1 protein-coding gene is annotated in these 602 nt (G+C 68.6%); it reads right to left on the reverse strand.

The genetic code is table 11. From position 1 onward, the window contains the following. Positions 1 to 602 (reverse strand): sulfate adenylyltransferase subunit CysD (gene cysD, locus OP79_RS49105; RefSeq protein WP_051745936.1); only part of this gene is annotated, 602 nt, incomplete at both ends.

A 602-nucleotide genomic window follows, 5' to 3' on the forward strand; every position in this document is an offset into this window, starting at 1 on the left:
GCGAAGTAGATCTGCGGGAGTTCGATCTTCTCCCGGGCGATGTACTGCCACACGTCCAGCTCCGTCCAGTTGGACAGCGGGAAGACGCGGACGTGCTCGCCGGGCGCGTGCCGGCCGTTGTACAGGTTCCACAGCTCGGGCCGCTGGCGGCGCGGGTCCCACTGGGAGAACTCGTCGCGCAGGCTGAACACCCGCTCCTTGGCGCGGGCCTTCTCCTCGTCGCGGCGGCCGCCGCCGAACACCGCGTCGAACCGCTCGGACTGGATCTTCTCCGTGAGCGGTACGGTCTGCAGCGGGTTGCGGGTGCCGTCGGGGCGCTCGCGCAGTTTGCCGGCGTCGATGTAGTCCTGCACGGAGGCGACGTGCAGCCGCAGTCCGTGTTCGGCCACCACCCGGTCCCGGTATTCGAGGACCTCGGGGAAGTTGTGTCCGGTGTCCACGTGCAGCAGCGAGAAGGGGACGGCCGCCGGGGCGAACGCCTTCAGCGCCAGGTGCAGCATGACGATGGAGTCCTTGCCGCCGGAGAACAGGATCACCGGCCGCTCGAACTCGCCCGCCACCTCACGGAAGATGTGCACACCCTCCGACTCCAAAGCGTCCAG

Origin of the sequence: Streptomyces yerevanensis (assembly GCF_000716805.1) — a bacterium.
Taxonomy (GTDB): domain Bacteria; phylum Actinomycetota; class Actinomycetes; order Streptomycetales; family Streptomycetaceae; genus Streptomyces; species Streptomyces flaveus.